Origin of the sequence: Kitasatospora sp. NPDC048296 (assembly GCF_043201815.1) — a bacterium.
GTDB lineage: Bacteria > Actinomycetota > Actinomycetes > Streptomycetales > Streptomycetaceae > Kitasatospora.
In genome coordinates, this window is record NZ_JBICZB010000235.1 from 1 (window position 1) to 1,071 (window position 1,071).

The 1,071-nt window shown below is 71.0% G+C and carries 1 protein-coding gene; it reads right to left on the reverse strand.

The annotated features are described in order from the left end of the window. Positions 1-1,071: beta-ketoacyl synthase N-terminal-like domain-containing protein (locus tag ACGF12_RS38710; RefSeq protein ID WP_393041403.1), on the reverse strand; the 1,071-nt coding region annotated here is incomplete at both ends.

Genomic DNA, 1,071 nt, shown 5'->3' on the forward strand with positions numbered 1-1,071 from the left:
GCCGGTGAAGACGGCGGTGCGGCTGCCGTGGAGGTTGGTGGGGTTGATGCCGGCGTGTTCGAGGGCTTCCCAGGAGGTTTCGAGGAGGAGGCGTTGCTGGGGGTCCATGGCGGTGGCTTCGCGGGGGCTGATGCCGAAGAAGTCGGCGTCGAAGTGGGTGGCGTTGTGGAGGAAGCCGCCGTGTTGGGTGTAGGTGGTGCCGGGGTGGTCGGGGTCAGGGTTGTAGAGGTTGGTGAGGTCCCAGCCGCGGTCGGTGGGGAAGGTGGTGATGCCGTCGCGGGTTTGGGTGACGAGGTGCCAGAGGTCGTCGGGGTTGTGGATGTTGCCGGGGTAGCGGCAGCTCATGCCGACGATGGCGATGGGTTCGTCGGTGTGGTGGGTGGTGGTGCGGGGGGTGGTGTGGTGGGCGGGGGTGGTGTCGGGTTCGAGGCGGGTGAGGAGGTGGGTGGCGAGGGCGTGGGGGTTGGGGTGGTCGAAGACGAGGGTGGCGGGCAGGCGCAGGCCGGTGGCGGTGTTGAGGCGGTTGCGCAGTTCGACGGCGGTGAGGGAGTCGAAGCCGAGTTCCTTGAAGGCGCGGGTGTCTTCGATGGTGTCGGGGTTCTGGTGGCCGAGGGCGGTGGCGGCGTGGGTGCGGATGAGGTCGGTGAGGGTGGTGAGGCGTTCGGTGGGGGTGAGGGTGGCGAGTTGGTGGGTGAGGCCGGTGGTGGTCTGGGTGGTGGTGGCGCGGGCGCGGCGCAGGGGGGTTTTGACGAGGGTTCGCAGGAGGGCGGGGAGGCCTTCGGTGCGGGCGCGGTGCTGGAGGGTGGTGGTGTCGAGGCGGACGGGCAGGAGGAGGGGTTCGTCGAGGCCGAGGGCGGTGTCGAGGAGGGTGAGGCCGTCCTGGGAGGTGAGGGCGATCATGCCGGCGCGGGTCATGCGGGCCAGGTCGGTGTTGTCGAGGTGGCCGGTCATGGTGCTGCGCTGGGCCCAGAAGCTCCAGGCGAGGGAGGTGGCGGGCAGGCCGGTGGCCCGGCGGTGCTGGGCGAGGGCGTCGAGGAAGGCGTTGCCGGCCGCGTAGCTGCCCTGACCCGC